This window comes from Shewanella salipaludis (genome assembly GCF_012911865.1).
In the GTDB taxonomy this organism is placed as follows: domain Bacteria; phylum Pseudomonadota; class Gammaproteobacteria; order Enterobacterales; family Shewanellaceae; genus Shewanella; species Shewanella salipaludis.
This window is the reverse complement of sequence record NZ_JAAXYH010000015.1, coordinates 1-26,668: the sequence shown is the minus strand read 5'-3', so window position 1 is coordinate 26,668 and position 26,668 is coordinate 1. Positions and strand designations below refer to the sequence as shown.

Annotated in this window: 4 protein-coding genes and 1 riboswitch; of the genes, 3 read left to right on the top strand and 1 reads right to left on the bottom strand. The window is 52.8% G+C overall.

The genetic code is table 11. The annotated features are described in order from the left end of the window. The first annotated feature begins 416 nt into the window (after positions 1-416). Positions 417-3,029, top strand: a complete 2,613-nt coding sequence (exeM, locus tag HC757_RS16085; RefSeq protein WP_169565408.1) for an extracellular exonuclease ExeM — start codon at positions 417-419, stop codon at positions 3,027-3,029. A 175-nt stretch (positions 3,030-3,204) separates the two neighbouring features. Here the strand turns inward: exeM and HC757_RS16080 are convergent, their stop codons facing one another. Next, on the bottom strand, positions 3,205-3,621 hold the full coding sequence (locus tag HC757_RS16080; RefSeq protein WP_169565407.1) for an ester cyclase: 417 nt from the start codon (positions 3,619-3,621) through the stop codon (positions 3,205-3,207). 705 nt (positions 3,622-4,326) lie between these two features. Beyond that, positions 4,327-4,422: riboswitch (cyclic di-GMP riboswitch) on the top strand. Positions 4,423-4,571: 149 nt separating this feature from the next. Here HC757_RS16080 and HC757_RS16075 point away from each other — a divergent pair. Together HC757_RS16075 and HC757_RS16070 are read left to right on the top strand one after the other, a co-directional pair. Next, positions 4,572-6,311, top strand: coding sequence for a ShlB/FhaC/HecB family hemolysin secretion/activation protein (locus HC757_RS16075; RefSeq protein ID WP_169565406.1), 1,740 nt, complete (start codon positions 4,572-4,574; stop codon positions 6,309-6,311). A 16-nt stretch (positions 6,312-6,327) separates the two neighbouring features. Continuing rightward, the gene (locus HC757_RS16070; RefSeq protein ID WP_169565405.1) at positions 6,328-26,253 is read left to right on the top strand and encodes a two-partner secretion domain-containing protein; all 19,926 of its coding nucleotides are present in this window, start codon (positions 6,328-6,330) and stop codon (positions 26,251-26,253) included. The last annotated feature ends 415 nt before the right edge of the window (positions 26,254-26,668 follow it).

Genomic DNA, 26,668 nt, shown 5'->3' with positions numbered 1-26,668 from the left:
TTTTATTCGCCTGAAGGCTCAGTTCTAGACTGCCTAAATAACCTTAATCGCGAATATTGGAAAACAGCCGCCTCAATATACAGTTTGTCATGCGCTATATTCCAGTCTGAAATATCATCAATCGATTCATCTCATATAAAAATAATATCTGGTGTGCCTTGTTTGAAATATCCTTTCAGCCAGGCTTGATCTTGGTATTTGTTTTCTGTTTATGCTTGTCTCATCTGGGCTTGGGCAATGTGACCCGCTAGACCGTTTTCATGGGAGAACAATCTTGTTGTTTAATATCAGTAGCATAGTGTTTTGATCGTTCGAAAGCTGTCGTTGGGGCTGCTTCTTTTCGGGTTGCATCTCTGGGACAATCCCGCGCACGTTAATAATAGTTAACGCGAATATTATAATAATGGGGTTGGAAAATGGAACATGTTAACAAGCTGACGGCTATTTCGCTGGCAGTAGCCGCCGCTTTGCCTATGATGGCAAGTGCCGATGTGATGATCAGCGAGTATGTCGAAGGCAGCTCAAATAATAAGGCGATCGAACTCTATAATAGCGGCGCTGCCGCTGTCGATTTAACAGGTTATAAATTGGTGCGTTATAAAGACGGCGCCAGCACCTCACTCGATATGGTGACACTCGACGGTCAGCAAATCGCGGCCGGGTCCACCAAGGTGATACTGCATCCGAGCGCCGCCATTACCCTGGCCGCCGGCGTCGACTCCATGACGGGTGATTTATATTTCAATGGCGGTGATGCCGTTGCCTTGGTGAAAGATGATGTGGTGGTCGACATCTTGGGTGAAGTGCCGACTCCGGCGGGATGGGGCCAGGACACAGGTTTTCGGCGCAAGCTGGATGCCTTGACACCTGACACGGTTTTCGCCCCGGCGAAATGGGACACAGTGGCCAAGGACAGCTTCTCGGGCCTGGGCAGTTTAACCTTTGCCGCCGAACCGGAAACGCCCTTGTTCAGCTGCAGCGGCGCGCAGCTGGTGCCCATCTATGAAGTGCAGGGCGCCGGTGAGTCCAGCCCCCTGGTGCCGGCGGGAAGTTTCGAGTCCGATGCCGAAGTCACGGTTCGCGGTGTGGTTACGGCCCGCGGCGACAGCCTGTTCAAGGGTTTCTACCTGCAGGATCTCCAGGGTGACAATTCTCCCTTCACCTCGGACGGGGTGTTCGTGTTCCTGGGTGAGGCCGCTCCCGAGGCGATCCAGCCTGGCGTGGAAGTCTGCGTCCAGGGCAAGGTCAAGGAATACTATGGTCTGACCCAGATAGACATAAAGGCAGACAAGAAGTTTGAGGTTGGTGCCACGACCCAGGCTCCCGCCCCGGCGGCCTTCTATGTTGCCGATGGCGAAACCCTGGCGCAGGCGCTGGAGCGCTACGAAGGCATGAAGATCATGCTGGATGCCGGCAGCGACATGAAGGTCAGTCGCAGCTTCAGCTTCGATTATGCCGCCGGCAGAAACAACCTGCTGTTGTCATACCAGGCTCCGCTGATGAAGCCGACCCAGATGTATCCTGCCATGTCAGACGCAGCCCTGGCCCTGGCCAAAGCCAACGGCGTGAACCAGCTCTTCGTCGAGTCCGACCATGAGGCCGCCGCCGGCGTAGTGCCCTACTTCCCCGATTTTAATGCGGAAACCGGCTATATCCGTGTCGGCGATCAACTGACCAATCTGCAAGGTATGATCGGCTACAGCTATGGTGCCTATCGCCTGGTGGCGACCAACAGCATCACCGCGGGTGATTTCCTCCGCACCCATGACAGAACCTCGGCCCCTGAGATAGCGACCAAGGGCGATATCCGGGTTGCCAGTTTCAACGTACTGAACTTCTTCAACGATGTGGTCGGTGGCGCGGCCAATCCATCCGGTGATAACCGGGGCGCCCTGACAGAAGCGGACATGTTGCTGCAGCGCGCCAAGATAGTCGGCGCCATCACGGCCATGAACGCCGATATCGTCGGCCTGATGGAGATTGGCAACAATGGTTTCGGCGCCGACAGTGCCATTCAGAATCTGCTCGATGCCCTGAATGCCGAACTGACTGCCGATGAGGCCTATAGCTTCGTCGAGATCGCCGATGAAGATAAATTCGATGGCAAATATTTCGGCTCGGATGCCATCACTGTCGGCATGCTGTATCGTGCGGCGCGGGTGAGCCTGGATGGCGCCGCCAGGGTGATAGCCACCCCTGAGCAGCACGCCGGCGCCGGCGTGGCCAGCCGGGAAAAGGATGACAAGCTCGAAACCAGCCCGGCGTATGACAAGTACCAACGCCACAGCCTGGCACAAAGCTTCAAGATTTATGACGAGCGTCTAACCGTCGTGGTGAACCACTTGAAGTCCAAGGGTTCGGGCTGTGTTGAGGACTGGCAGAATTTCGAAGACAAGACAGATCCCGCGGATATGCAGGGCAAGTGTAATGCCTTCCGCGTGTCGGCGGCCAAGGTCATAGGCGATGCGCTCAAGGATGTACAAGGCGATCTGCTGGTGATTGGCGACATGAACTCCTATGGCCTGGAAGATCCTATCCGGGTACTGACAGATTTCGACGCCGCCAAATCGGACCGCGACATAATGACGGCCTCCTGGACCACGCTGGACGGTAAGGTATTCGAGCGCCAGGGCAGCAAGATTGACAAGGGCTTCGGCCTGGTCAATCTCAACACCCAGGCACACGGTGTCGATACCTATTCCTACAGCTATAACGGCGAATTGGGTAACCTGGACCATGCCCTGGGCAATACCAGTCTGGCGGCGAGGCTGGTGGATATCGAGGACTGGCATATCAATGCGGTGGAATCCAACCTGTTCGAATATTCGGGTAAATACACAGGCAGCCTGGAAAAATCGGCCAACGCCTTCTCGGCTTCGGATCATGACCCTGTGATCTTGGCCTTGAGTTACCCGGCTCCCGTCGACCCTGTGGAACCTGCTCCTGAAGCGAGCAACAATGGCGGCGCCCTGGGTGCCTTCGGACTCATGTTGCTGTCTCTGCTGGGGTTGCAGCGCCGTCGCCGCTAACGGCCGGTTAGGTTCAGGCGCGGCGACTGACAGGATCGGCAACCGCGCCGAGCTGACATGCTGAACCAAGCTGCCATGGGTTTCCATGGCAGCTTTTTAGCCGAAAGCTACCACTCAGATATCTGCTCCACCCGGCCGTTCATGCGCTTTTCAGGCGCTTTCGGACCCACTCGCACTATGCCCACCCCAACTGCTGCAGACTGACGGCATCATTCCAGATCTTGGTCATGTGGCGAATGAGGTTGCCTTCGAATTGCATGGCGTACACATAGTCGGCTGCTATGGTGTTACCTGTAGGCTCACCCGGGCCACCCTGGCCGGTTTGGGTGCCATGAAATATGGCGTAAGCGATAACATAATGGCGTTCTTTATCTTCGGCAAAGCAGCGCAGTTCGTAATGCCCATCCGGTATGGGTGTGAGTATGTTCTTCGTCCATTCGGTATAACCTTGCAGGCTGTCGATATCGGCCAAGGCTGCCGCTTGTGCCGAGAAGCTCGCATTCGGGTGGCAATAAGCCTTGCACACCTCCCAACCCTGACCCGTTTCACATGCCTCAAAGAACTGCCTGGCCTGTTCTAACATTGCACTCATTTCATGCCCCTTGGTGACGCGGTTACTCGTATCATCAAGTCTATGACAATTTTCTCAGCATAGCTGAAGCAATGCATCGAGGCGTCGCCTAACGCCGCAATGGAGGGGCAGCCTTTGGGGACGTTCCCGCTCGTGGGGTGAACTCGCGAGCCAGCGGGCGACATGAACGGGTTTGAACAAAAAATGGCGTTACTTCTGTTAACACAAGGTGGCCATATATGCCCCTTTTTCTCCATTAGGTTAATGTGAAGACTATCTGTGACGGTATGAGGCGTCAGGGCTTAATCGCCAAACTCGTAAGTTTTAGATGGTAACCTATAGTGACCACTCGTTGCTGGCTGCGCTGTATTTGTTGGTACATGACTTTAGCATCACAATACTCAATTAGGAGTGCTCTTTAATACAGGCCTATCGCAAAGCACTTTAATCAGTGATTTTTACCTGAAATCACAGAAATAGTTAAGCAGGGTTAAGTTTAGATAAAGGCGGACCGGGCAGTCCTACACAATATTCTTGGCGCAGTTTCCGATGTTTTAGCCCTCTGTGGTCTCTGGGTTCTTTATTGGCAAATTATCATCACTTAGCGCTTTTATTTATAACAATTGTTACAAGGTTGGCGAAAAAATAACTTGTAAATATGCAATTACTTGTATACCTTGCGCATCTTCAGATCTTCCTCCTGTGTCAGGATAGTTGTTACTGTTAAAAATTAAAGGGCAAACTGTACCGAAAGGGCAGGACGCAAAGCCGCTGGTCTAACAACTTTTCAATGAAAAGTACATGATGGCAGTGGTTGCATTAGCTTAGTCGCATTTGTTTGATGTACTTCTCCCTCGCTGCAATTTCGCAGCAGTACACCATTGCACTTTTCTATATTGTTTGCCTGAGTCCGGACCGGCAATAGCGCACTGCTGTTTGCCGGTAAATATTTAGGCGTCGGCTGTGTCGGCATGAGTGTGATAAAGCACTGGGAAGATGTTGCGGTGATGTACTTAACAAAAGCCTGGCGCTTGAATGTCGGGATGATACTCACGCTATTATGTGTGGCGGGGTCAGACGCGCAGGCGCAAAACCTGTCCGAACACGAAAAGCTGCTCAAACAGGGGCTGGATCGGCTGGAGCAGCAAATAGCACCACTGCAACAGCGCCCGGACGTGCGCTTGCAACGTCCTGAGTCTGTTATTACTGATTTCGCTGCACTTGAAAATGCAGAGCAGTGTTTTGATATTACTACCATTAGTGTACAAGGCAGCCATAAGCTAGGCCCGAAAGTAATAGCTCAGGTTACTGAGCCTTTTGTCGGGCAGTGTCTCGGACTGGCACATATTAATGCCTTGGTTGCTGCTATCTCTAATCTGTACCTTGAACAAGGCTATATCACCAGTCGTGCCTATATTGCCCCGCAAGATTTATCTGATGGCGTTTTGGATCTCGTTGTCATTGAAGGTGTTATCGAAGGCTTTTACTCCGTTGACGGCAGCATTAATCAGCAGCAGCTGAATTGGGCTTTTCCGGCGCGTCCAGGGGAAGTGCTGAGTATCCGTGCGCTTGAGCATGGCATTGAAAATCTCAATAGTGTGGGGCAAAACAATGCCAGGGTCGATCTGAATCCCGGGTCGGAGCAAGGCGACACCCTGGTTGCCATTGCCAATCAGGCCGTAAGGCCTTGGCGCGGTTCACTGGGACTGAACAATAACGGTGTGGCAAGTACCGGCGAATATCAGCTGGACGGTAATCTAGTATTTGATAATGTGTTTGGTCTGAACGATACCGGCTTTATATCTGCATCAACCAATATTGGTGAGCACGAATTACCGCATGCAGAGTCCCGCAGTTATGCCGCGTCATGGTCATTGCCGGCCGGATACTGGCTGTTTTCACTGACTAATAATTATTACGCTTATGAGCAAACTGTCGTAGGCAATGTCATTGATTTTTCTATTTCTGGTTCCTCCTTAATCAGCGGTGTGCAACTTGGCCGTAATCTGTATCGCAGCCAAACGGGCAAGCTGGACCTGAGCGTCGGTTTTACCCGCAAAGAAAGTAAAAATTACATTGAAGACATCTTTCTGGAAACGTCTTCCAGAACCTTATATGTCTGGGACCTGACGGCCGGTTATCGTTATTTTATGCCACTGAGCACTCTTAACCTCAATGCCCACATTCTTAAAAGTGTGCCTTGGTTTGATGCTAAACGGCAGTTGGTTGAAGCCGAGGATGATTTTCAGTTTACCAAGTACCAATTGAACCTTGGGATTAACACCAATATTGAGCTGGGCGGGCAATCTCTGTTATATGCCGCCTCAGCTGAATTGCTGTATTCCCCTAAGGTGATCCTTGCGTCTGAAGGACTGACCGTCGGCGGACGTTATTCCGTAAGGGGTTTATCGCAAAGTAGCTTGTTTGGTTATAAAGGTGGTTACCTCAGAAATGATATCAGTCTACCGTTACAAATGGACTGGCCTGTCTTGAACCAGCTGCAGTATTTCCTTGGGCTGGATGTCGGCTTGTCTAATTTACCCGAATATCCGCACAGACACTGGGAGTGGGTTGCCGGCTCCGTTGTTGGTGTCAAGCTGTTCGATCACAACCTTAGCATTACTGCCTCTTATGCCAGAGCACTCAGAGTGCCGGATTTTCTGCAGCAAAAGCAGCAGGAAATCGATTTCTCTGTCAGGTTAAATTTTTAAATCAGGAAGAACCGGTATGTCTAGCATGAAATGGCGTCTTGTTGTAGCGCGCACTTTAATTGCCATCTTGGCCGGTAATCCGGTAATTATGGCGGCGCACGGTATTGAGCGTACGCTTAACCGCTTGGCTGATGACCCGGCAGAAGAGTGGCAGCGTATACGCTTGCAGACGCAGGTCGCTGCTCAAGCCAGTCGCACAGATGCACAATTGGCAGCCGGACAACAGGCTGCGCAAAAGCATTCTGCTAACGGTACTCAGGTGATTGATATTGCCGCGCCGAGCCAAAGCGGTGTGTCTCATAACCAGTTTACACAGTTTAATGTCTCTGCCGATGGCTTAATCTTAAATAACAGTCAGGGGCCTGCACTGTCAGCACTTGGTGGCTGGACCGATGGTAACCGCCGTCTAGCAGGCGGTACTGCCCAGCTCATTTTGGCCGAAGTCACAGGTACCGGCCGTTCAGCTTTGCTGGGGTATACCGAAGTGTTGGGGGACGCCGCTGAATTCGTACTGGCCAACCCCAATGGTATCAGCTGTGATGGCTGTGGTTTTATCAATACCCCGCGCGTTGTTCTGGCCACCGGTGTCCCGGATTTTCTCAACGGCGACCTGATGGGGATCAACATTTCCAGCGGTGATGTGCTTATCGATGGCGCTGGCCTAAATGCATCAAATGTTAACAAGTTCGATATTTTGACCCGCGCTATGCGGTTAAATGCGGGGCTGTATGCCGATGAACTCAATATCCGCACCGGCAGTAATTATTATGATTTCGGCCGGGAACAAGTGCGGGTGAATGCAAACCAAACAGATAGTATATCTTCCTACCAGTTTGCCTTGGATGCCTCTGCATTGGGTGCCATGTATGCCAACACTATCAGCCTGATTGGCACCGAAGCTGGCTTAGGGGTGCGTAGTGAAGGGTTGATCAATGCGGTTGACAGTCTGCAATTGACAGCCGACGGACAGTTGCAGCTAAAAGATACTATTGCGGGTTCTGAGCTGGCGCTGCGTTCACATCGGGCTGATGTGATTACCCATGGCACCACGTATGGGAAAAATGTCAATATTGAGCTGGCTGGTACATTACATAACAGTGGTTTAATCGCCGCGGCAGATAATATGCAGCTTACTGCTGCAGGATTGCAGCAGAACGGTGATGTGATTGCCGGTATAAATCAGCAGGGTGAATGGCTCGATAGCGCGGAGCAGCAACTGCATATCAGCGGTACTGCTGTGAATCAGGGCCGCATTATCAGTCAGGGGCAGCTGGAAGTGTCGGCAAAAGAGCTGCAGAACGTTGGCGGAGCTTCGATGCAAGCCGGTGCAACAAAGCTTACGACAACAGTGTTTGACAACAGTGGAACCCTTAACAGCACCGGTCTGATATTAGATGCAGAAACGGCACAGAATTCTGGCCATATCCAGGCTCAGCAACTGGCGATTAATGCTGAGCAATTTAACCTGACAGATGGTGCTGTTTATCAAACCGGGACAGCCGGTCATTTAAGTTTTAGCGGCCAAGATCTGCGGCTGGATGCTGGTGTGCTGGTCGCCGAGGGTACCGCACAGGTTAATGCATCCGGACAAGTACATAATAATACAAACTGGTTAATGGCTGATGATGCGACCATTACTGCCGCCGAGATCATTAACAACGGGACCCTACAGCTACTGGCCCAGGGCGATTTAACTGCCAACATATTAAACAACAGCGGCAATATGCTTTTTGCCACAGACGCCACTGTGTCTGCAACAACGATTAATAACGATGACGGTCAGATTTATCATTCTGGATCGGGCGAAATATCGCTGCGGGCCGAGCAACATCTAAGTAACCGTGATGGCCTGATCATAGGTAACGGTAGTATGTTGGTATCGACCGGACAGTTTGACAACCAGCAAGGAGCGCTCAGTGCTGAGCAGCTTAAGCTGGCAGCGACTAACATTGATAATCGAGCCGGTAATGTACAAGCAACACAATTGGATATCAGTGCACAGCAATTGAACAACCGGCTGGGTAGTGTAGTAGCACTGGGTGAGTCCGGTGCAAGTTTGCAGTTGAATATCGCCGATACGCTGGATAACAGCCAGGGTTTAATATTGGCTAAAGGCCAACAGTTAACGCTCAACAGCAAGCAGATTATTAATGAGCAAGGTTCACTGCTGTTGTCCGGTACTGCCGGTTTAGCCCTAACTGCCACTGAACAGTTGCGCAATGATGAGGGGCTTATCCATAGTGGTGGCAACCTGACGTTAAGTACACCTCTGCTTAGCAACATCGACGGTGAAGTCTATGCCGATACTATCAATGCAGCAGCGGCAAGTCTGGACAATCGGCAAGGCGTTATTATTGCGCAACAGGTGGCATTAGATGGCATCGATCTGAATAACAGTTCCGGCACAATAGGTGCTTTTTCTACCACAGGGAAAAACCTGTCGTTAAATTTCAGCCATAGCATAGATAACAGCGCACTGGGGGTTATTAAAGCAGCCGGTAATTTTGCCGAACTTAACAGCGGACAACTGGATAATACCAGCGGTAGCATTGTGCTGGCAGGCAACAATGGTAGCCTGCAGATCAGTGCTGGCACACTGGGAAATATACAGGGACAAATTCAAACTAACGGCGAGTTACTATTAACGGGTAACAGTATAAATAATCAGTTTGGTTATATCTCGGCTTTGGGAGATGTCAGTATTGCTGCTGCCGACGTCAACAACAGTGCAGGTCAGATCCTGGCCGATAAACTGCAGTTAACCACTGAACAGTTAGCCAACACTGACGGCGTTATCCGAGCCGCAACTGAGCTGAATCTACACAGCCCCTTGCTGACCAACCAGCGTGGGGTCATTTCTGCACACTCGCTCAAGCTGAGCAGCGATGAGCTGGATAATACCGCCGGGCAACTGCTGGCCACAGCAGAGCTGGATATCAGCACTCAGCAGTTAACTAACGTTGCAGGTGTCATTAACAGTCAGCAGGATCTGCTGCTGGCCGCAACAGAGTTGAATAACCGCTCAGGTGTAATACAGGGCGCCAATTCATTTTACGCCCAAGTACAGGGTAGTATCGATAATCAGGATGGCCAATTACTCTCTGGTCATAACCTGCAACTACACACAACGCAGCTTAATAATGGTCAAGGTACAGTTGTCGCCGGCGACCAACTGGAGATTAACGCTACTCAGCTGCACAACGCTGAGGCTGGCATAATTGGTGCCAACCAGGTGTTTATTGATGCGTCCTCACTAACCAATGATGCCCTGGCCAGAATAGAGGGGCAGCAATTGCAGGTAAATACGGCATTACTGGATAATGCCGGCACAGTGCTGGCTACAGGGAAAGAGGGCGATTCGCTGCACCTGTTAGCAGATATCATTAATAATCATGGACGTATCGAAAGCCATGGTGAAAATCTGACGCTGAGCAATCTGCAGCTTGATAACCGGCAAGGACAAATCTATCACTTGGGTGCAGGCGTGCTCAGCATCGACGCGTTGGAACAACTACAAAACCAGGCAGGGCAGTTGATCACAACAGGCCGGTTAGTCTTGCAATCGGATACCTTGCTCAACAATGCCGGTGTTATCGAAGCCGCTGACAGTATCAGTTTGAATCACAGGGTGTTGAACAATGACGCTGGCAGAGTGCTGGGGGGTGGAGTCCAGAGCAGTCATATAGCGAGTGAAGTATTATCCAATATCAATGGCGCTATTGCTGTTGACAGCGATCAGCTGAGCATTACAGCAACAACACTGGCGAGTAATAGTGGTCATATCTCTGTTAATGGCACCTTGGCTGTTGAGGCGCAGAATATAGACAACCGGAATGGAGAACTGACTGCCGGGCGTTTTGTACTGCGTGCCGATGAGCTTAACAATGCCGGCGGCACTATGTTGGCAAGCCATGAATATGGAGAGTCGTTCGATATCAGTATTGGCGACACTATGCATAACGAGTTGGGGCGGTTGCTGGGAGCGGGGCAGTCGGCACGCGTTAACACACATGTGCTCAACAATGATGGCGGTGTTATTGCGCTGGCGGGTACAGATGTACTCACAGTTGTCAGCGATAATTTTGATAATGCAACAGGGCAGGTATCAGCGGGTGGTCAGTTAGAGTTGCAATCCAAGCTATTGCAATCTGATGGCCAGATTACGGCTGCTGATATTAACTTGCAGGTTGCACAGCTGAATAACAGTGGCCTGCTGGTTGCAGAGCAGGGTATGCAAATTGCGGCGCAGCAAATAGATAACAGTGGCCAGCTGGCAGCGCGGCAACTGATTGTTTCAGCCCTGGATGCTGTTAACAGCGGCACCATATTGGCGTCTGCAACGACAGGTGAAAGCATGCAGCTTAACCTGCAGCAGTTGCGTAACAGCGGTACGATAGTCAGTAACGGCACAACACTTAAGCTCAATCAGGTCAAGCTCAATAACAAGGGTGGCACTCTGCTGCATGCCGGCAATGGTATGTTATCCATTGAAACACTGGATATGCTGGATAATTTAACGGGCGCCATAATAACCAACGGTGACCTTCATCTTGTCGCACAGCAACTCGATAATAATCAAGGATTGTTGCAGATTGCCGGTGCAGCCGACATAGATGTTTCTGCCCTGAATAATCTTGGTGGCGATGTACTGGCTTTGGGTGAGCAAAGATTGAAGCTGACGGTAGAGCAATTACTGGATAACAGTGCGGGCCGTATTATCGGCGGACAGCTGGAGATCGACAGCAGCACTTTGCTTAACCAAGCCGGGCAACTGGCAGCGGTTAGTGAGTCGGGACAAGCATTGGCCATCCGTATCGCCGATACGCTGGATAATGCCGATGGCCAGATATCAAGCGCTGGTCAGGGGGCAGTGATCACCAGTGATCATTTGAACAATGCCAATGGATATATTCTGCAGACAGGTGATGGCAGTCTGCTGTTGCAAGCCAATGTCGTCGACAACAATGCAGGTGGCCGGATCAGTAGTAATGGTGTGCTGCAATTAACCGCCCGTCAGCTGACAAATACTGCCGAGATAGTTTCGGAAAATCATATAGATGTTCAGGTTGAGCAGCTAAATAACAGCGGCCTGTTGCAGGCAGACAGCCTTCACCTCAGTGCAAAAGAGCTGGATAACCGCCATGGGCGGTTACTGGCGTTGGGTAGCGACGGATTGACGCTTGATGTTACCGGCACACTGGATAACAGTGCCGGGTTTGTTGCATCCAATGGCCAACACACTGTGCTGAATGCTGCGCAAGTGCTGAACCAGGACGGCGATATTCAGGCGCAGCAGCAATTGACGATAGCTGCAAAGCAACTAAATAACCAGCAAGGTCGCATCACTGCCACGGATGCCGCCCTGACGCTACAGAGCTTGGATAACACCGCGCAAGGCCAGCTACTGGCAGGGCAGTTAGCGCTGGTCAGCAACGAAGTGAATAACAACGGGGTTATCAGTGCCGGCAGGCTAAATGCGCAGATAGTGCAGTTGGACAACAAAGACGATGGCCAGTTAACGGCCAGCACTATGCAATTGTCAGGGGAAACGCTGCAAAACAGCGGGTTGGTTTATGCCGATAAGCTGCAATTGCAGGCTGAGCAATTAAGTAACAGCGGTCTGCTGCAGGCGCAGCAACAGGGCAATATCAATGCGGTAACGCTGTTGAACCAGCAAGGTGAGATTTCCAGTGGTGGTGTGCTGAGCATTCAGAGTGAGCTGCTGAGCAATATCGGCGGTGTGTTGCAGGGCGGGCAAGTCCAGCTAAGCAGCCGGCGGCTGCTGAACGACGATGGCACTATTCTGGCGCTGGCGGAGCCGGGCCTGAGCATTAATGTCAGTGAACAACTGGACAACCTGAACGGTACTATATATAGCGCCGGTGAGCACTCAGAGCTGAATGCCATGGTGCTGAATAATAGCGGGTTGATTAGCCATAGTGGTGTCGGCAGCCTGCAACTGCAGAGTGACGCCGTACACAACAGTGGTCAGATAGAAAGTGCAGGTCAGTTGCAGCTGGTTAGCACAGTGCTGAACAATGACGGTCAGCTTAGCGCAGATAGCCTGACAATTGAGGGCGGCACGTTGAGCAACAGCGGAGTAGTTAATGCAGACCAGTTGTCAGTAAAGGGCAATACGCTGGTTAACTTGGGTGAAGTCAGTGCGGAACAGGCCCAACTTCAGCTGCAGCTACTGGATAACGGCGGCCTGTTGCTGGCCAGCGGCAGAGAACAGCAGAGCCTGCAACTGGACGCGGCGCGCATTCGTAATCGGGGCGTTATAGCCAGCCAGGGCGAGAATTTAGCATTACAACTATCGACATTGGACAACAGTGACGGCCAGCTGCTGCACTTCGGTGTTGGTGTGTTAAGCATTGACACACTGCAGGGGCTGAACAACCAGCAGGGACAAATATACAGTGGCGGCAGTCTGGCGTTGCAGGCCGATGTGCTGGATAACCGCAACGGTGAATTACAGGCGCAGGCAATCAGCTTAAGCACTACGCAACTGGATAACCGTAGTGGCCAAGTACTTGCGCTGGCTCAGCAAGGTAACGGCTTGAGTGTTGAAGTGGCAGAGCAACTGGATAACCGGTTGGGAACAATATACAGCGGTGGCGGTGAGGCGGTTGTTGCGACGGGGAGTCTACTGAACGGGGCCGGCACAATAGCGTTAGCCGGCAGCGGGCGTTTGGCTATTACTGCAGCGACAATTGATAACGGTGCCGGAGTGATCACCAGTAACGATGCCCTGAGGCTGGATACACAGCAATTAACGTCGGCAGGGCAACTGAGTGCACAGGAACTGCATATTCAGGCGGATGCCCTAGTCAATCACGGCGCTATTGAAGCGGGTAGCCTGCAACTGACCGCGGATAACATAGATAACAGTGGTCTGATGACAGCACAGCAGCAATTATTGCTGCAGAGCACCGCACTGACCAATAGTGGCACTATTCTCGGTAAGGGAAATTTAACCCTTACTACCACCAGCTTAACCAATCCTGGCACATTGGCGCAGTCGGGTGTCGGCGTGTTGCGGCTTGAGGTACTGGACAGCCTGAATAATCAGTCGGGACAAGTCATATCCGAAGGTTCCATGCTATTGACAGCCGGGAATGCCAACAATAATCAGGGGCTTATCCAGACTGAACAGGGTGCAACCATAGCGCTGAACAACCTGTTGAACCAAGACGGTAAAATACTGGCCTTTGGCGAGCAGCAACTGAAAATTAACGGGCAACAAACGCTGGATAACACTGCCGGTGTTATCGGTGCCGCTAATATGGTGTTGTCAACCGCCAGTCTTATTAACAGTAATGGTTTACTGCAGGCGGAGCAGGCGCAGTTCAATGCCACAGCGTTCAATAACAACAGCGGCCAACTCTTAAGTGGGCAGCTACTGCTGCAAGCCGGCAGCTTAAGCAACCATGCCGGGCTGATAGCGGCCAACGACAGCCTGTTATTACAGGTCGAGCAGACGTTGGATAACCGTCAGGGCGAGGTGGTTACCACAGCTGGGGCAGCCAATATCGATGCAGGTAGTATCAATAATGACGGTGGTATTATCAGCCAGCAGGCCGGGCAGAGCTTACAGCTTAGCAGCAGCGGCACGCTAAGTAATCACGGCGGTACGGTGCATGGCGCGCAGCAATTGAGCATCAATGCAACAGCGCTGGATAACAGCGGGCTGGTGGATGCCGGTACGCTGACTGTTACAACCGATAGCCTGACTAACGGCGGTACTATCCAGGCGGTCAATGCCGAGCTTAACAGCAGACAGCTGGTGAATGACGGTCTGTTGCTGGTCACGGGGACTGTGGGCGAAGCGCTGCAGCTGAGTGTCGGCGACGGTATCGTTAACCGTGGCCATATCCAGAGCCATGGTCAGCAGCTGGTGATCAGTGATGCCCTGAATAATGATGGCGGCACCCTGATACATGCCGGCAGCGGTGAATTACAGCTGGCACAGTTATCCAATCGGGAGGGTACCGTGTATGCGGCCAATGCGTTGAGCGTGACCGGTAAGGTGCTCAACCATGAAGGCCTGCTGCAGGCGCTGGGCGCGCTGAGTGTGGGCGGCGGCGAGCTGGACAATAACGCTGGTGTTATTCATAACGGCGGCAATCTGCTGCTGGATGTCACGGCGCTGGATAACCGCGATGGCGAACTGAGCAGTCAGGGCGATACGGCCGAACTGAAGGTGGCTGGCGGTTTGTACAATGGCGGCGGCACTATTGTCAGTACTGCGGCGCAACTGGACGTGCAGGCCGGGCAACTGGTGCTGGGCGATGGCGTGATTGCCGGTGATGGTAATCTTGCGCTCAGCACGATGCAGCTGAGCCTGAATGAAGGCGGGAAGATCCGCGCCGGGCAGACGTTACAGCTAAGCACAGATACGCTGGTCAATCGGGGGCTGTTAAGTGGCCGCAGTGTGCTGCTGCAGGCGGATGAGCTGGATAACCAACAGGGTGTAATAGAAGCGGCAGACAAGCTGCAACTGACGGCTGGTCATGTCAATAATGCGGCTGGCACCTTGGTAAGCCGGGGCGGGCTGAGCCTGGCATTGCAGGGGCAACAGGATGGCGTGGCATTGGATAACAGTGGCGGCCAGATTAGTGCCAGCGGTGTGTTAGCGCTGGTCACGCCTTATGCGGTGAATAACAGTGCGGGGCAGTTGTTAAGCGAACAACAATTACAGTTGCAGGCGGGTGCCCTGAATAACACTGTCGGCCAAGTCTTGGCGGGCAGAGGCCTGGGCATTGCCTTGAATGCCGACTTACAGAACAGTGGTGGCATCCTGTATACCGGTCAGGGTGATATGACACTGTCGGCACAGAGTCTGGTAAATGATGCCCAAGGCGTGGTCTCACAGCAGGGTGCCGGCCAGATGCAGCTGACGCTGGAGACACTGGACAATAGTGGTGAAATAGGCGCGGGTACTGTACTGACCGTGGCGGCAGAGCAGCTTAACAACAGCGGGTTGCTGCAGGCAGCGACAGTTGAGCTGGCGGCGCAGCAACTGCGCAACAGTGGCTATCTGCTCGGTGATGAGTTGTCTATTAACAGTAACCAGCTGGATAATACGGACGGCACTATTGCAGCCCTCGCCACAGACGGCGTGTTGCAAATTAGCGGCACGATGCTGAATAACCAGCGCGGTCTGATCCAAAGCCGCGGTAACAGTATACAGCTGCGTACAGCACTGGATAATCGGCAAGGCGAAGTGGTATTGCTGGGCGATGGCAGATTAGATATCGGTGCACTGGCGAATAACCAGCAGGGCCGTATTCTCAGCGAAGGGGCCGTAGCATTAAGTGGTGTGGTCAACAATGACCAGGGAGTGGTGCAGGCCGCGGGCGAGCTGCAGCTGGCCGGCACGGCTATCAGCAACAATGCCGGGCTGATCCATGCCGATGGAGAGCTGGATATCAATGGCAGCAGCCTGGTTAATCAGGGTGGTAAAATTTCGGCTGCCGGCAGCTACCAGCTGGCTATCAGCGGCGCCATTGATAACAGCTTGGCGGGGGTGCTTAGCGCGGCGGATACTATGTCGCTGGCCGCCGGCAGTCTGGATAACCATTCTGGCCTGATATACCAGCAAGGCGATGGCAGCCTGCTGTTGACGGTGGATACCACGCTGAATAATAACGCTGGTACTGTGGCCAGTAACGCGGCCCTGGCAGTCACAGCTGCTGAACTGAGCAACAATGTCGGCCTGCTGCAAGCCGCCGCGATGGACATCAGTTTGGGGACTCTGAGCAACAATGCCGGTGTGATCGCCAGCCAGGGACAGCTTAGACTGGACAGTACTGGAGTATTAAATAATGACGCCGGCCGGATTTCTGCCGTGGCCGATGCCAGTATCAGCGCCGGGCAACTGAGCAATAGCGCGGGCCGGATAGAAAGTAATCACACACTGAAGCTGTATAGCAGCGGTGTGCTGAATAACGATAGTGGCAACCTGATTGCCAACAATATCAGCATGCAACTGGACGGTGCTCTGAACAACAACCAAGGTGTCTTGTTTGCCGCTGAGACTCTTAGTATTGATGCGGCCAGCATTGATAATAGCCGGGGCACGCTGGCCGCTAATGCTGACGTGCAACTGGCAGTAACGGCACAGCTGAATAATAGTCAGGGATTACTGCAGGCGGCGGGCAATCTGACGGCCAGCGCACAGCAGCTTGATAATACCGCAGGTACAGTACAGGCGGGAACTGCGCAGCTAAGTAACCGGCAGAGTCTGAATAACACAAATGGAACCATTAGTGCTCAGACACTGGCATTAAGTACCGCTACGCTAAACAACAGTTACGGCGTTATGCTGGCCACCGGGAGTAGCGATAATGCGTTGCAGCTAAGTGATATCGACCAGCTGACTAACAACAACGGTACTATTGCCAGCTATGGCCGCAACTGGAGCCTGGCGCTGGCAAACCTGAGTAATGACAACGGCAAACTGCTCCATCTGGGATCCGGTACCTTTACCTTATCTCAAACCGGCAATTTAACTAATACCGGTACCATAGCGTCAAATGCCAATCTGCTACTGAATGCCGGCAATGTTAATAACAGCGGAACCCTGCAGGCACAACAACAGCTGCAGCTGAATGCCGGCCTGACAAATCAGGCCGACGCTGTGTTGGCGGCGAACAATATCAGGATCAATGCAGCGGGCAAAGCCATTTCCAATGCCGGTGTTATCTCCGCCGGTAATGACCTGCGACTGGATGCTGCCAGCCTGAACAACAGCCACCTACTCTACAGCGGTAATAATGCCGTGGTAAAGGCTGCCAGTATCAACAACAGTGGCACTTGGTCGGCAAATAACTTGAATGCATCCGGCTTTACCTTGCTGCAAAACACCGGCCGTATCGAAAGCAACCAGGCCGGTTACACAGGCAATACCTTGCAGAATCAGGGAGCGGGTGTACTGGTCAATGCCGGTACCACAGCCAACAGTTTGCAGCTTAATGTGGCACAACTGAGCAACAGCGGCACCCTATATAACAGTGGCCGGGATATGAGTTTTGGCGGTAATCTGAGCAACAGTGGCAGTATTATCCATGCCGGCAACGGCAGCCTGCTGCTGGGCAGCAACGGCACTATCAACAATGCCGGCGGCAGCATTGCCAGCGCCGGTAGCGCCACCATTCGAAACAGCATTATCGGTGCCGGCACAGTGTATGCCGGACAGGGTATGCTGATTAACAGCTCGGGTACTTTCACCAATAACAGCCAGCTATACACCAAAGGTAATCTGCAGGTTAACAGTGCGCTGCATAATCAGGGCGGCCGCCTGTTAAGCGACGGCAACCTGACTATCAACACCAATGGCAGCGTGACCAATACAGGCACCATACAGGGGCAGAACCTCAGCCTGACGTCGGGAGTGTTAAACAATAACGCCGGTGTTATTACCTCTTTGGGCAGCAATAATGGCCAAATCAAGGTTGCCAGCCTGAGTAACAACGGCGGTGTTATTCAGGTCACAAATAACAACTTTACCCTTGGTACCCGCAGCGGTGAGTTGAATAACGGTAACGGCCAGATCAGGCACAGTGGCACAGGCGTATTAACCCTGGACAGCGCCGGCAATTTGAACCAGCAGTCCGGCCTGGTACAAAGCAGCGGTCAGTTAGTGCTGAATGCGCAGGGTAACCTTGATAACAGTCATGGTGTGCTGTCAGCCGGCCATTATCGGCTAACCGGTACTGGTACCCTTACCAATAATAACGGCCAGATTATCGGTACTGGCGACGGCTCCAACAGCATCCAAAGTGGTACCTTGCTTAACCGTAATGGCCATATAGCGGCAAATGGCAGCAACCTGACGCTCAATAGTGCCGCACTGGATAATAATAACGGCAGTATTCTGCTGGCGGGCAGCGGTGATCTGACTATCTCGGCAACTTCTGTGGCCAATGACGCTGTCGCTTCTCGTATTATCAGTAATGGCGCTATCGGCCTGAATGGCGGTACCGGGCTGAATAATGCCGGGGTCATTTCTGCTGCCAACCTGTTTACACTAACGGCCGGCAATATCAGTAACGACGGTACTCTGGCCAGCCGTGCCGGTAAAGTCGATATTGACAGCAGTGGTACCCTGACTAACAGTGGCACTCTCACTGGTGCCGGTGCAGTAGATGTTGATGTGCGTACACTGAGTAATGCCAGCGGTAAGGTGCAGTCTGACGGCACCGTCGATATAGCGGCGAACAGCCTGTCTGCAGGCCAGATTTATGGCCGTGATCTGCTGTTGAGCAGCGATAGCAGCATAGTGCTGCAAAGTGGCGAGCAGTTGAGTGCCGGCCGCAATCTGCAGTTGCAAACCAGTGGCAATATTACCAACAGTGGCAATATTACCGCCAGCGGTACGCTGGATCTAGATGCCACAGAGCTGAGTAATAATGCTGCCGGTGTTATCCGCGCGGGCGGTAATGCGGTGCTGGATCTGAATAAGCTGACCAACAAAGGTATCATCAGCAGCAACGGCAGGCTGACACTGGATGTTGTTAATACCAACAACAGCGGCACCCTGGCCGCAGCCAGTCATTTAGATGTCAATGGCAATGTCAGCAACAGCAACCTGCTGTTTGCCGGAAATCTGCTAACTATCGACGGTAATGTCAGCAATAGCGGCAATATCTACGCTAATCTGGACGCCATTATCAGTGGCGCGACTGTCACCAATAGCGGCGGCACTATTGCAGCAGCAAGGGACCTGAGCATCAGCGGTACCATACTGAATGATCATACAGGCACGGTTGAATTTGTTGATGGCGCAGTAACGACCAGAAAGGGTTATGTCGGTGGTGACCCCGACTACGACTACGACCAAAATGGCCCAAGGAAAACAGTCAAAGTAACGAGTGAAAAACGCACTACTACAACCTATAGCGCAGAGTTATCCGGTACTGCCGGTGTTATTGCGGCGGGCAGAGATATGTATCTCGATGGCCATATCACCAATAACTACAGCACTATCTCTGCCGGTAATAACCTGGCGCTTAGCGGTACCGATTTTATTGGCAGATCCGCCTCTAACCAGCAAGTTCACCAGGTTGAGGTTTATGAGCAGAGCGTTGTCGTTGGCTGCCTGGTAGGTATCACTAATAGGGGCTGTGCGGAGCCCGGGCCGGGCTATGCAGGTGATCCAATACTCGTTGATGAGTACACAGAAACAACTTACACCGGCGGCAGTATAGGCACTGTTTATGCCGGCAGTGGTATTTCCGGTTCGTTGAAGGATAAAGTGGCGTTAACTAACGCCAGCCCTCTAAACGGTAACCTGGTGTCCGGGATATCGACTTCGGCGGCGGGCTCCAGTGGCAGTGCAGCGCGTGGTAACAGCACCGGCGCCAGCAGTAGCGGCACGGTTGTGGTTAACCGCGGCAGTGGTAATGCCAACAATACCGGCGGTGCTAACCGTACTGCCAGTGGCGTAACAGCCGGCGGCAGCGGTACTGTTAATGCCGCCTGGCGTGACAACAATGTCAGCCATAGCGGCGTACAGCCCGGCAGCCGGGTTGACGATGTGGCGATTGGCCCTGTGGCGGATGCCACGGCACGTCAGTTAGACACCCTGGGTGACGCAGGCCAGACAGTGGCCAACAACACAGCACTGCAGGGTCGGCAACAGCAGGTAAACCAGACCGGCAGCGTAACATTACAAACACGGCAGCAGGCCGAACGTGGTACTGACGCAACCGTTGGCGCAACTTTACAATCGCAGCACTTAAGTGACACAGGTACCACTGTGGTACAGGTCGATAAGTTGTCTGGCCGGGCGGTAGCGCCCTTACAGCAGGGGGAAGCACGCCCGGACATTGTGCAGCAACAAGGCAAGAGTCTTAACGGTGCCGGCCCTGGTACAGCAATACCACAAACCGCGCAGCAGCAAGCGGGTGCTACTACGGCTAATGTGCAGCGGACGGCCAAAGCCTCTGCTGACCGCGCCGGTGATCCTATGTTGGACACGGCTATTGCTGACGGCTCATGGCAGCTTAACCGGCAAGATCTCAACACAACTGTCAGTGGCGATAATCGCCGGCTTAATGCCGACACTATGTTGCAAGATGTTGATATCAGCACCGACGCCGCCCAGCGGGTGGTCATACAGGGCGGTGTGCGTCAGCTACAGCTGACCGAGCCAACGCGGCGGCAGGCTGATGCGTTACAGGCAGATGTCGCAGTGCAGAATATCGGCTTCATGTCTCCTGATCTGGCGGCCAACATGCAGCTGTCGTCAGGCGACGCGCCGCAACTAGAGGTAACAGAGCCGGGCCAGCAGCAAGGCGGTGGTTTGGTTGGCAATGGCAATATAACGGGCTCCAGTGGCGACAACCCGGACCTGATTATCAAAGGCCAAATAGATAAGCAGCAAGCCACCCTGGCGCAGCAACAAAGCAGTGCACAGGGCAATCGCGCTCTGCCTCGGGTTACCGGACAAAGTGCAGACCAGAGTGCCGGTCAAAACGTGTTTATTACCGATGAACAGATGCGGGTACTGACCGAAGACTTAGGCTTCGATGCCGACGCCATCAATAAAGGCCAGCAGACCCTGTACGCCGCCATCAACCAGAACGATTTACTGGCCGACGGCGTTACCTTGAGTTCCGGCGGCGTAATCGATATTACCGCCGATGCCGGCTTTAACATAGACAGCGGCATAGCCGCCGGTGATGGCCTGATCCTGCGCAGCGACGCCGGCCTGAACATGGGCAACTTTGGCTTTCTGGACAGTGACAAGTTGCTGGGGCTGCAGCTGGGCGGCGATTTCACCAACAAGATGACGTTGCAAAGCGACACCCTGTGGCTGGATATCGGCGGCGACTTCACTAACCTAGGCAGGCTAACCGGCAGCGATGTACTGAGCATCAACGCCGGCAACGACTTGATTAACCAGAGCCTGCTCAGCGGCGGCCAGGTACAGCTGAACGCCGGTGGCGACATCATCAACCGCACCGAGTTCAGCCAGCATACAGTGCAGGATGGCAAAAACAGCACAACCTACACCACAGTAGGCAAGGCGCCGCAGATTGTCTCCGGCGACAGCCTGAGCATGACAGCAGGCAATAATATTGACTTGCAGGGCAGCAAGTTAAGCGCCGCAGGTGATATCGGCCTGAACGCCGCTAATGACGTGCTGCTGGGGGCCGTAGAGAAGCTCAGTGGCCACGAGAAGTACTTTAAAGGTGGTCACGATATCGAGCTGGACCGCAGTTACGATGTGGTCAGCCTGGAAGCCGGCGGTAACTTAAGCGTGGTGGCGGGCAATAATCTGCAGTCAGAGGGGGCACAATTTAGCGCCGGAGGTATAGCGGCCCTTACAGCGGCTAATGATATGAACCTGCTGGCGGTGGTGGAATCACACTACGATGCCGATAAAACCACGAAAAAGAGTACCTTCAAGAAGAAAGTTATCGAAACCGTAAGCCGGCATGAGGAAGTGCAGGGCACTGCTATTACGGCCGGCAATATCCTGCTGAATGCGACTGTGGACGCAGCAGGTAATGTGGCTAAGCTGCCGGGTGGCAATATCACCCTGGAGGGCGGTGAGCTGAACGCAGAGCAGAATATTATGGCCTTCGGTAAGGATATTACGCTGACAGCCGGTACCTACCAGGATTACGACTACAGCCACACAAGTAAAAGCAGCTTTGGCGGCTTAAAATCGAACAGCCGTGAAGAGCTGGCACAAGACGACCTGCTAGCCGGATCAACATTAACGGCCGGCGGCAATATTCAGCTGGATGCCGGTAACAACCTGAACATACTGGCCAGCGGGCTGGAAGGTGACAATATCGGCCTGACCGCCTTTAACGAGGTGCTGATAGCCTCCGGTGAAGAAAGCAGTATTCGTGAGTCTCGCACTAAATCCGGTGGCTTCTTCAGCGGCGGTAGCCTGTTCTCGTCCAGTGAAACCTTAACGGGTTTAGCCAGCGTTACTGCCGACAGCTCGGTTATCAACGCCGGCGGCAATATCGTCATTGATGCGGGCAGTGCCACGGTAATCGGCTCGGCGCTGGATGCAGATAGAGGCATACAGGTCAGCACGGACATTGGTGATATTCAGGTACTGGCGGCGAAGGAAACCACAGAGACATACTCGCACGAGCAAACCATCAGCGTGAGCATTGGCGGTGGGTTAAAAGCCCTGAGCCGGCCGGATGAACTGGTTAAATCGGAAGATGGCCAGTTAAAAATCAGCCTGGCCAGCGCGACTTATGACAAGGTGGACTTTGCCGGCAATGCCACCAGCCATAAAGGCAGTGAGCTGAACGCAGGCGATGGCATCAGTTTAGATTCGGTGGCCGACGTGTTGATTGAAGGCTCGGCCGTTAGTGCCAGTGACACTGTGAACTTGCTCGCCGATGGCGATGTGCTGGTGAAAGAAGCCGAAGACAGCTATAGCGAAACCCGGGAAGAAGTGCACGGCAGCGCCGAAATCAGCGTAGTGGTGCAGCATCAGGCGGTAGAAGTTGCCAAAGCTGTGATAGCGGTGGATAAAGCCAAAGACCAGGTAAAACAGGCAGAAGCGGATTATCGTAAATACCGGAAAGAAAAAGACCAGCTGGAAAACACCCTGGCGCAACTGGAGGCGGATTACGCTGCGGGAGCACCGGGTGTTAACCATGGTGATATTGTCGAGCTGAAAAACCTGCTGGACGATGTCAAGGGCGATGAGGCCTGGTACCTGGCGGGCATTGCCACTGCGACAGCGAATGTGGTGAGCAAAGTCACCCTATTGGTGCAGCAAACCGCAGCGGCGGCACAAAGTTCGGCGACCTACGGTTTCAACGCCGGCGTGCAACTGGATATTGCCGCCAGCAAGACCGACAGCAGCCTGGATGCCACCAGCTCGCTGGCGTCCAATATCAGCGGCGACAATATCAATATTGTTACCGGCGGTGATGGCAAAAGCGGCAATACGCTTATTCAGGGCAGTGCGCTTAATGCCACGCAAAGCCTGAATATCTATACCGGTGAGCTGAATGTGCTGGCCAGCCAGGACACTCAGCGCTCAGAAACCGATACCCAAAGCGGCAATCTGACCATAGCGCAAACGGTATGGGGGGCTGCGGGCGGGCCAACGGTCAGTGCCGGCTTCAACAGCAGCCAGCAGCAGGATAAGCAAACCACACACAACAACAGTAGCCTCACGGCCGACAAGCTTAATATTGTTACCAACGGCGATGCCAATATTATTGGTGGCAACCTACATGGCACCACGGCAGTCAATATGGCTATCGGCGGTGACTTAACGCTGGAATCTGTGCAGGACAGATTCAGCGGCAGCAACAAGGGCTTCGGTGTTTCCGGCGGTTTCGGCTTCGGCGGTGACAGCAGTAAAAACACCGGCAAGTCGGCGTCGACCAGCTTCAATTCGGTCGGCGACACCAGCAAGGGCGTCAGTAGCGTTAACGGCGGGCTCAACGCCAGCAATGGCCGCTACCAAAGCACCGAAACCCTGCTGAGCAGCATTACCGGCGGTACGGTAGACATGACGGTAGATGGTCATACCCAACTAACCGGCGCCTTAATTGCCGCCATGGATACAGACGGCAAAGACACCGGCCAGCTAAGCCTGAATACCGGCAGCCTAACCTTTACCGACTTAACTAATCGCAGCTATAGCAGCAATCAGAGCATAGGCGTAAATGCCAGTGTTGGGGTAAGCAATGCCGCCAACCCGGCCGATCCGAATCAGAGCGATACTGATTTGACGCTGAACAGCAGCAACTACAGCTACCGGAATGAAAACAGCCAGAGCCTGGATAAGACATTGGCGACCATAGGTCAGGGCAGCCTTACCGTGGGTGGAGAGAACGTGGGCGGCGAAGACGCCTCGCCGGACGGTCTCAACCGCGATGTGGATGCTATCGATAAGGAAATTTATAGCGTCGACCGCCAACAGGGCAACATAGAGCTGACGGTGGACCATAGATTGCTGAGTGAGGACGGCCGCAAGCAAATCGCGGAGGATGTTAAGCGCACCGAGATCCTGGGTGAATCCATCGTTGACGTTGCCAAGAATGACAGCGTGTCTATTACCGGCGGCGGCGAGGGCGAAAGTTCGCTGCGCGAGCACATCGGCAATAAGCAGACGTACTTTACTGCCACCAAGAACTTCGTGCTCAACGGTGAAAATGCCGGGCATATGGCGACGCTCAGTAACGACAACGCAACACCACAGCAAAAGGAAGCGGCCTATAACGCCCTGGCCAGTGCCATCGCCACGGAAATGGGCGTAGAGCCTGCCGAAGCCAAAGTGCTGATGGAGAATGACCCGCAGTTTGCAGGCGCTTACTCGCGTGATACCGATGTTGTTTACGTCAATGACCTGGCGCACAACAACGCTACAGAAGCGGTCAATACCGTAGGGCATGAAACCCAGCACTATCTGGATAATCAGCAAAATCCGGATGCCGTGCAGAGTGATCAATACGAGGCGAATAGGGAAGAGTACGCCGGCATTATGGGCGATGCTACCGCAGACTATCTGGGCTTTAACTTTGCGCAAAGTGGTTCGGCCCTGGTGAATGGTAACAACCATAGCCTCGGCAGTAGTAATGATGAGAAATCACGTAATGAAGGTTTGGTGGCAGGTAATAATGCGGCATATAGCACTGAGAATCCTGATGCATTAGACCATCGCCGCCTTACGCTGAACGAAGCCCGGACGCTGGATAAAGTGCGGAATGTTATTCAGGGCAATAGTTCGCTCAGCGCCGAAGAAAAGCAAGTTGCCCATCTGCAACTTAATGCTCTGGCATGTGCTGCAGTAGAGTGTGCCAATGGCGTTTCTGAAACAGACCCGCTGTATAAAGACTTGCAGGCATTACAACAAGCTGGTGAAAGCCTGCAGGAACAAGGTATGAATTTATCTGAAATCCTCGGTGAAGATGCAGCAGGTCAGTTTACGCATGGCTGGCGGGATGAGTTTAACGATGCATTAACCCGCAACGATGACGCACTGACAGTGGTAGGTGGTGTTGTTCAGACTGCTGCAGGTGTGGCAGGTGTGGCTGGTGGTGTGGCGATGACTGTCGGTGGTGCTGTTGGTTGCGCGCCCAGTGCAGGATTGACTTGCCTGGCAGTGCCTGCCGGCGCGACCGTTACCGCCTTAAGTCAATCTGAAGTTGATGCAGGTTTGGATAAAGTGCTTGGTGACTACACTCATACAGAGGGCTTAGGCGTTACGCAGTCGTTGAGTGGTACAACCCACCAGGGGGATGTAAGTCCGGATATCGAGCTGTTGAAAGATGCCGGTGTAGTAGGGCTGGAAATCCTGGCTGCGAAGGTGGGCGGCAAGGTTCTGGACAAGGTGGTGGATAAGTATCAGGAAGTGAAGGTAGTTGAAGGCTCACAAAATGGAGAAATTGACTTTTATCAAGGGGTTGATAATGCGAACTCAGGGCCATTGGTCGATTATGTTCAGCTAAGTAAGCAAACCAATCTGTCACCTGAAACTTTAGAAGACATCATTATGACTCCTAAAGGAAAACGCCCTGAACCATCAGAGTATATGACACAGACTCAAATTGACGAACATCTGACTAAGTTTGATGAGGGTGCGATTAGGTTTACGTCTAAATCTGGGATTGAGGATTATGGCACTCTCGGACCTGATGGAGGGTTTGTGATGCCAAAATCAGAATTTGATTCATTAGTTGTACAGGCGAACGGTGATTTGAGAGTTGTGGAAGAAAAGCTTGGCTTATCAAAAGGGTACCTAGACGGTGTTGATACTGTTATTGTTCATATAGAACAAAAGGATTTGAACAGTTTGCGCGTACCTTCAGGAAATGAGAGTGGAGCAAATTCAAATTGGAGGCCTGGGGGGCAAACCTCAGGAGGGATATCTGAAGCTGTGGTGGACTTCAGTAAGAAGCCACCTTATACAGTTATTGAGTTGAACGGGGGATATAACTGATGTCAAAATATTTTCAAGTAAAAAAAGGAACGTACCCGGAAGGTAAGCGGCAAAGTAATTCCACCGAATATGTGGGAGCTGGATGGTCGATTAAGTGTGAGGACGGTAAATATATACTCAGATACATATCCGGTAGCCTGCAAGGGGGCATGAAAAGTGTAGAGGTTTCTAAAGAGGACTTCGAGGGGGCAAGTTGTGGTAAAGTCACACTAGATGATTTAAGCATAAAATATAAGTTCAGCTAATTGTCTGTCCCGTTCATGACCAGAGACAGGACGACCAGAGACAGGACATATATGGTCACCTTGGGTTTAGCAAGGTTAATGTCCATTTCTTGTCCAAATCCGTTTGCGTCGTTCGATAGTTCACCTTTCACAATAGGGCGTGGTTGTTAATGGTTGGCGGTCTTGCGACA